Source organism: Mycobacterium sp. (genome assembly GCF_019243155.1).
Lineage (GTDB): Bacteria > Actinomycetota > Actinomycetes > Mycobacteriales > Mycobacteriaceae > Mycobacterium.
The window spans coordinates 1-7332 of the sequence record NZ_JAFAUS010000155.1; the positions used below are offsets into that span (position 1 = coordinate 1).

The window sequence follows — 7332 nt, forward strand, 5'->3', positions numbered from 1 at the left end:
CAACGTGGGCGGCGTCCCAATACTCACGCCATCCGGTGATCTTGCCGTCGCGAACCCCGAAGAACGCCGTGACGTAGAAGGTGACGGTGACGCCGTTCATCGCGTTCACGTCGACGCGCTCGACGACGACGGTGTCGCCGTCGGAAACGATCGTGCGGATCTCGCTGCCTTCGACCATTCCCGTCGAGAGTTTGCTGTGCTTCTCGAGTTCGGCCCGCGCCGCATCGCGTCCGCGAACGATCGGTGACAGTGGCACGTGGAGTTGCCAGACGAAGTCCTCGGTCATCAGCGATGTCATCGCGTCGACGTCCATGCGCTCGCCGTAAGCGGCGTGAATAAAATCGATAACGATCTTCTCGTTCTCATTTTTCGTCGCAACAGTTTTTGTCATCGCGTTTCCCTGGGGTGATCGCCGGCATCCACAGTTTGCTACGTGAGGAACTGTAGATGGCCGCGATCGTTAGCGCTCGGCTTCGCCAAACGCGCCGGCTCAGGGGCGAAGCAGCGTGATGATGGTGACGTCGTCGTCGGCGTTGGCCGAGGCCATCTCCGTCCAGATCCACGTTGCCGGTGAAGCACCCGCGCGGCTGAGCGTCTCGGCCAGCCGGTCGAGGCCGTCGTCGATCGCCTCGCCGCGACGTTCCACCAGCCCGTCGGAGTACATGACGAACCCTTCCCCGGGCTCGACGGTGAACCTGCTCGGCGCGTAGGTCACTCCCTTGACGCCGATGGGCGGCGAGAGCTGGATCGGAGCCATGCTCGCCGCGGACTTCGGCGCCGAGTTCGTCAGGAAGGGCATCAAGTGTCCGGCGGAGGCCGCCTCGACCCGGCCCGAGCCGAGATGGACCCGCGCGACGATCACGGTGGCGAACGCGCCGGGCAGCATGTGCACACAGAAATCGTTGAGCTGGGTCAGCGCAGCGGCGGGCGCGGCACCGGCGAACAGCTGTGCCCGCAGGGCGTTTCGCAACTGCGCCATGGTGCCCGCGGCCGTGATGCCATGTCCGGCCACGTCGCCGATCAACACGATCAGCCGTCCGTCGCGCAACTCGAAGGCGTCGTACCAGTCGCCGCCGACGTTGTCACCCGCGCTCGGTTCGTAGTGCGCGGTCAGCTGCCAATTGTGAAGCGTCGGAATGGATTCGGGCAGCAGGCTGCGCTGCAGCGTCTCGGCCACTCGCAGCGCGCCCCGGGTCCGTCGATACAGCGACTCGACCAGGTGGCGGCGCAACGTCTCGGCGGATTCGGTCTCGCTCACCGCCCACGGTTCGCTGTGCTCGCGGACGACCTCGCGCCACCGATCGAACGACTTGCGCGGGCTGAGCCGGATCTCGTCACCCTCATTGACGGCGATCGCCTTGTTGTACGGGTCACCGCCCCAGTCCACCGCGCGCAGCGCCTCGCGCCGGAACCAGGCAACGTATTGCCCGTCGGGCAGGATGAGCACCATTGCGCCGGCAACCATCTGGGGATCGAGACCGACCGCCGGCAGCTCGCCGGACAGGCATTCGCTGCTCGCGATCTCATCGCCCGCGCCGAGCGCCCAGTCGATGACGGCGGCCACGACGTTCGGCGGTGGAACCGACCCACGTACCTGGTGGTCCCCCTGGAGGTGGACCACGACGCCGTCAGCGGGAACGAGGTCGAGCAGGTCGGGCGCCCCGAGCAGCGCCCCCGCGAGCGGTTCCCGATCGTCGAGGATCGCCGAGGTGAGTTTGGCCAGCACCGCCTGCGCGGCCAGCCGCTTCTGCAGCTGGTCGCCCTCGAACCGGTCGACGAGGCGTAGCGACAGCGTCGAGCCGAGGAACTCGGCGGCCGCGCGAGTGCCGAACGGCGGCAGATGCGGACCGGCGTAGTGGTGGCACGCGATCAGCCCCCATAGCCTCCCCTGCCGCAGCAGCGAGATCGACATCGACGCGTGCACACCCATGTTCTGCAAGTACTCGATGTGGATGGGCGATACGCTGCGCAGCGTGGCGTGGGTGAGATCCAGCGGAGTGTCGGCCCCGGGGTCGATGTCGGGGACGAGCGGGGCCGGCGTGTAGCCGACGTCGGAGATCAGCCGCACCCAGTTCTTCTCGTACAGCGCCCGCGCCTGCGCCGGGATGTCGGTCGACGGGTAGTGCAGCCCGAGGAACGAGTTGAGATCGTCGCGCTTGGACTCGGCGACCACCTCGCCGTTGTAATGCTCGTCGTAGCGGTACACCATCACGCGGTCGAAGCCAGTGAGATCGCGAACCGCGCGGGCTGCGGTGTCGTACAGCTCGGGCAGCGTCCCGGCGCGGTTCAATTCCTCTACCCAGCTGCGCACCGCCTGATAGGTGTTGGGGAACGAGAACGGGCGCTCGCCGTAGGCGATCTCGAGCTCGACCAGAAGGACGCCGCCGGGGTCGCGATGCAGGATGGCGTCGAACGCGTGCGCCTCGCCGGCGACGTCGATTTCGATTTCCACCGGGTTGCGACGGGAGAGGTTGCCGAAGATCGACGCCGCCTGCTCGATCCGTGTGGCTTGTTCTGCACCGATCAGTGCCGACAGGTGATTGCCCAGGACGGCGTCAACCGGGCGACCGAGCAGATCGGCGACGTTGGCGCTGACCTGGCGCACCTGGAGGTCGGATTCGCGCACGACGGCGAGCACCCCGCGCGGTTGGATGCTGCCCGGGATGTGGATCGGTTCGCGGGCGCAGTTGTCGAGGTCGATGGGCGTGCCGACCGGAACGAGGTCTTCGACCGGGTGGCCCTCCGGTCCCGGCGACGAGACCTGCCCTTCGCTGCTGGTCACGCCGCCGTCTTTCCCGGCATGACCTTCGTCGTCGCCTCCGGATGTTCAGAACGGCCGACGCCGATTCCGTGCACTGCCAAACATCTTCTCCTTCTGACCGCAGTGGCCCGCGGAGCGACAAGCGAATCCACCCAACAAACATCGTTCATCTGTCACCAAGGCGGTGCTGTGGCCCGACCACATCGGCGTTTCGCTCTCGTCGCCGTCACTGCCCCTCGGCAATAACCAATGTAATCTGAGCAGGCAATGTGCCCCATCGCCGTCCCAGCAGCCCGCCGACTGTCGGTCGCGATGAAGGAGGGGTCGGCGGCAGAGCACACTGCTGCTGAGCAAAGTCCCTTCGTCGCCGAACTGCTTGGCGGCTGGGTCAGCGCGCAAGGGTATTCCGAGTACTTACTTCGGCTCCGCGTGGTCTATGCCGCCTTGGAGGACGCCATCCGGGCCCGCCGCACCGATCCCATGGTCGCCGCCGTGTACGACCCCGCGCTGGAGCGCCTGCCGGCCATCGACGCCGATCTTTCGCATTGGCTGCCCGACGGCACGCGCGAAGTCAGCTCCCCCGCCGCGATGGCCTACGGCGAGCGGATCGCCGGCCTTGCATGGGGCGGATCGCTGGTGGCACACCACTACACGCGCTATCTGGGAGACCTGTCCGGAGGACAGGCCATGGGAAAGGTTCTCGATCGCACCTTCAGTCTCGGCGGAGCGGGCCTCGAGTTCTACAAATTCCCGATGCGACCGAAACCCTACAAGGACACCTATCGGGCACGCCTCGACGCGCTGCGCCCCGACGAGCGCGACACCGACCGCATCGTCGACGAGGTCAGGTTCGCCTTCGGCCTGAACCGCGCGGTGCTCGATGAACTCTCCGACGAAGTCCCCGTTCGTCGGGATTGATTGGCGGCGCGCGTTTTTCGCGTAAGCCGCAGGTCACATCTTGACGGGCACGTATTGGGTCAGTCCGCCGTCGACGACGAACTCGGCGCCCGTCGCGTACGACGATTCATCGCTGACCAGGAACACGACGAAGTTGGCGATCTCGGTCGGCGATGCCCCGCGGCGCATGGGTATGGGCGCCATGAAGTCCTCGGTGACTCCGCGGCTCATCGGTGTATGAACCAGACCCGGATGGATGGAGTTGACCCGGATGTTGTACTGCGCCAACTCGACCGCGGCGGACTTGGTGATGCCGCGCAGCCCGAATTTGGCGGCGACATAGGCGTGCAGGTGGGCGCTGCCGGCCAATCCCTCGACCGAGGACACGTTGATGATCGAGCCCCCGCCCCCGGTGATCATCGGCTCGATGGCGGCGCGCATACCCAAATAGGCCCCGGTGAGGTTGACGTCCAACACGCGTTGCCAATCCGATAGCGACGACCCCCGCAGCGGACCCATTTTCACGATGCCCGCGTTGTTGACGAGCCCGTCGAGTCGACCGAACCTGTCGACCGAGGCGCTGACCGCCTGCTCCCACTGATCGGGGTCGGCCACGTCGAGGTGTACGAAACACCCTGCGTCGCCGAGGTTGTCGGCGGTTTGTTGCCCTGCGTCGTCGAGGACGTCGCCGATCACGACGCGGGCTCCCTCGGCGACCAGGGCCGAGGCATGAGCGGCCCCCATCCCCCGCGCCCCTCCGGTGACCAGAACGACCTTGTCCGCGACGCGCGCCATGGCCGGCAACCCTACCCGGGCCGGCGGCGTTGCGACGACGGTCCCGCGGTCGGCTAACCGGCTGAGCCTCCGTCAGACGCGCGCCGGTCGACTCGTATTCTCTGCAGGCATGGTCGCCGCTTTGATGTTCCCGTCTTGGGCGTTGCTTGGCCGGTTGACGGTAGTCGGCGGATACCCGAACTAGGGCCCGGTACAGCCGCGTGGGTCCCCTCGTAGTGGCGCTGGCGGGTCTGGCGTTGCTCGATGCCCTCAATGTCCTCAACGTAGGGGTCGTCTCGGCCGTCATCTTCGATAGTCGGCTGAATCGCCGATCACCGCTGCCCGGTGCCTTGAGCTACGTCGCAGGCGTGTTCACCATGACGACCACCTTCGGCCTGTGCACGGTGTTGGGGCTCGGCTTTCTCACCCAAGTTGCCGGCTTCCACGTGACGCCGGCCATTCGGTTTTGGGGCGAGCTCGCGGTCGGGCTGGTGCTGGTCTGTCTGGCCTTCTTCCCGTTGACCGCCCAATCATCCGCTCCCGGCTGGGCATTGGCGGCGATGCGGGACCGTCCGTGGTTGCTCGGATTCCTGGGGCTGGCTGTCGGCACCGGGCAGGCGCCGACAGCCGTGCCGTACCTGACGGGTCTGGCGATGATCGCTGCCCTGCATCCGCGACCACCGATGTGGCCCGTGGTCATCCTGTGTTACTGGGCGATCGCCTTGTCACCGCCGCTGCTGATCCTCGCTCTCTCGCTGAGAAGAAGCGTTGCGGCCAGACGCTTTCAGCGTCGGCTCATCCGGGTTGTCACACGCTACGGCCCAATGTCGGTGCGGCTCTTGTTCCTTGTGTTCGGCGTCGGCCTGGTGGCCGACGCCTTCGTCAACCACAGCGTGCTTTGGTGAACGACTACTTTGGCGGGTGTGAATAATCGTCAAGAGCGCGCGATGTCCTTCGGATCGATCGCGGAAGACTACGACGTGTTACGCCCGCAGGCCCCGCGGCAGGCGGTCGACTGGCTGGTGCCGGCCAATTGCGGGGTGGCCGTCGACCTGGGTGCGGGCACCGGGTTGTTCACCCGGATGCTGGTGGGCAGTGCGGCGGAAGTCGTCGCCGTTGAGCCCGACGCCCGGATGCGCGCGGTACTGGCCGGCCGCTCACCAGGCGTCCTGGTTGTCGAGGGACATGGCGAGTCGATCCCATTGCCGGACGCGTCCGCGGATGCGCTCTTCGTCTCGTCGGCCTGGCACTGGATGGATCCCGAGCGCGCCGTCCCGGAGATCGGCCGGGTGCTGCGCGACGGTGGCCGCTTCGGCCTGATCTGGACGAGTCGGGATCGCGACGTCGACTGGGTGCGCAATCTCGACCTGCTGCCCGGGGAGAACACGCCCGAGGCGGATTCGCCCGACCGCTTCCGCCGTCGACACGAGAACGTCGTACTTCCGGAACCGCAGATTTTCCACAACATCGCGCGCGAGACGGTCCGCTTCGTCCGGACGATGACGATTGCCGACGCCGTCGCGATGGTGGGCACCTACAGCCGGGTGATCATCGCGTCCGAGGAGGACCGCGCGCAACGGCTTGCCAACGCCCGCGCCGCCCTGACGGATCGCTTCCCCGGCGCCGAGACGATCGACGTTCCGATGCGGTCATGGTGCTGGCGTGCCGATCGGATCGCCCGCGGCGCCTAGCCCGCTCCCCCTGCGCCACAACGCTTCTTGCTCGCGAAAAGTTGAACGACTCGTAGACACTGCGTGGTTAAGCGCGTAACTTCTGCCGCATCGGGCGCAGCGCTGCGAGAAGGAGAAGCCATGTCGGTGCAGGCGGTATTGGACGAGGTCCGGCAACGTCCCGGGGCCGGTGACGTGATTCCGATCTTCGATCCCTCCACCGAGGAACAGATCAGCGAGTTCACCGACTGCGGCACCGACGCGGTCAACGACGCGGTCGCCCGCGCGAAGGCGAGCGCGGAGTCCGGGATCTGGTCGGGCAAGCCCGACCACGAGCGGGCCAAGATCTTGTGGCGAATGGCCGACCTGATCGATGAGAACGCAGAACTGCTCGCCGAGCTCGAAATGCTCAACGCCGGCATGTATCCCGCCCAGGCAAAGATGCAAGTGTCCATCGGCGCGGAGTGGTTCCGCTACTACGCCGGCTGGTGCACGAAGATCGACGGGATCGCGCGCGACGTGAGCACCGGCGGGCTGACCGGGGTCGACTCGCACATGCACGCCTACACGCTGCGCGAGCCCTACGGCGTAGTGGGCCTGATCTTCCCGTGGAACGGCCCCGTCTTCAATTTCTGCGCGAAACTCGCACCCTCGCTGGCGGCCGGCTGCAACAGCGTCGTCAAACCCGCTGAGGAGACACCGCTTTCGGCGCTGGTGCTGATGCGGCTACTGGGCGAGGCGGGCGTGCCCGACGGGGTCGCAAACCTGGTCAACGGCTACGGCCATACCGTCGGCGCGGCGATCACCGCCCACCCCGACGTCGAGAAGGTGGCGTTCACCGGGTCGACCGAGGTCGGCCGGGCGATCGTGCGCGCCTCGGCAGACAGCAACCTGAACAAGGTCACCCTGGAACTCGGCGGCAAGTCGCCGGTGCTGATCTTCGACGACGCGAAACTGAAGAAGGCCATCCCGATGTCGGCGTTCGGCACCTTCGTGCACTCGGGGCAAGCCTGCGTGTGCGGTTCGCGCATCCTGGTGCAGCGCGGCGTCTACGACCAAGTCGTGGAGGGCATGGCGATGGTTGCCAACGCCATGAAGATGGGCGGCCCCAAAGAAGAGGGCACCATGAGCGGCCCGCTGATCAGCCAGAAGCAGCTCAACCGCGTGCTGGGTTACCTCGAACAGGGCAGGTCCGACGGCGCGGAGATCGTCACCGGTGGGCACCGACTC

General features: G+C 66.7%; 7 protein-coding genes. 4 read left to right on the forward strand and 3 right to left on the reverse strand.

The genetic code is table 11. The features are described from left to right. Together JOZ00_RS07665 and JOZ00_RS07670 are read right to left on the reverse strand one after the other, a co-directional pair. On the reverse strand, positions 1-391 hold a 391-nt coding region (locus JOZ00_RS07665), incomplete at its 3' end, for a nuclear transport factor 2 family protein (RefSeq protein ID WP_293341977.1). A gap of 99 nt (positions 392-490) precedes the next feature. Further along, on the reverse strand, positions 491-2782 hold the full coding sequence (locus tag JOZ00_RS07670) for a SpoIIE family protein phosphatase (RefSeq protein WP_293341980.1): 2292 nt from the start codon (positions 2780-2782) through the stop codon (positions 491-493). Between the two features lie 246 nt (positions 2783-3028). Between JOZ00_RS07670 and JOZ00_RS07675 the strand changes: the two genes are divergently transcribed. Beyond that, on the forward strand, positions 3029-3679 hold the full coding sequence (locus JOZ00_RS07675) for a biliverdin-producing heme oxygenase (RefSeq protein ID WP_293341982.1): 651 nt from the start codon (positions 3029-3031) through the stop codon (positions 3677-3679). 33 nt (positions 3680-3712) lie between these two features. Here JOZ00_RS07675 and JOZ00_RS07680 read toward each other — a convergent pair whose 3' ends face one another. Then, the gene (locus JOZ00_RS07680; RefSeq protein ID WP_293341984.1) at positions 3713-4453 is read right to left on the reverse strand and encodes a glucose 1-dehydrogenase; all 741 of its coding nucleotides are present in this window, start codon (positions 4451-4453) and stop codon (positions 3713-3715) included. Between the two features lie 200 nt (positions 4454-4653). Here JOZ00_RS07680 and JOZ00_RS07685 point away from each other — a divergent pair, with 200 nt between their 5' ends. From JOZ00_RS07685 to JOZ00_RS07695, 3 genes are all read left to right on the forward strand, one after another. Next, positions 4654-5337 (forward strand): GAP family protein, encoded by a 684-nt coding sequence (locus JOZ00_RS07685; protein ID WP_293341986.1) that lies wholly within the window; start codon positions 4654-4656, stop codon positions 5335-5337. 18 nt (positions 5338-5355) lie between these two features. Then, complete coding sequence (locus tag JOZ00_RS07690; protein ID WP_293341987.1) at positions 5356-6123, forward strand: class I SAM-dependent methyltransferase; 768 nt, start codon at positions 5356-5358, stop codon at positions 6121-6123. Between the two features lie 120 nt (positions 6124-6243). Further along, a partial coding sequence (locus JOZ00_RS07695) for an aldehyde dehydrogenase family protein (RefSeq protein ID WP_293341989.1) occupies positions 6244-7332 on the forward strand: 1089 nt, incomplete at its 3' end.

Bases quoted from the DNA above. Each gene is read 5' to 3' on its own strand.
- JOZ00_RS07675 (WP_293341982.1), top strand. From the start codon at position 3,029: ATGTGCCCCATCGCCGTCCCAGCAGCCCGCCGACTGTCGGTCGCGATG.
- JOZ00_RS07680 (WP_293341984.1), bottom strand. From the start codon at position 4,453: ATGGCGCGCGTCGCGGACAAGGTCGTTCTGGTCACCGGAGGGGCGCGG.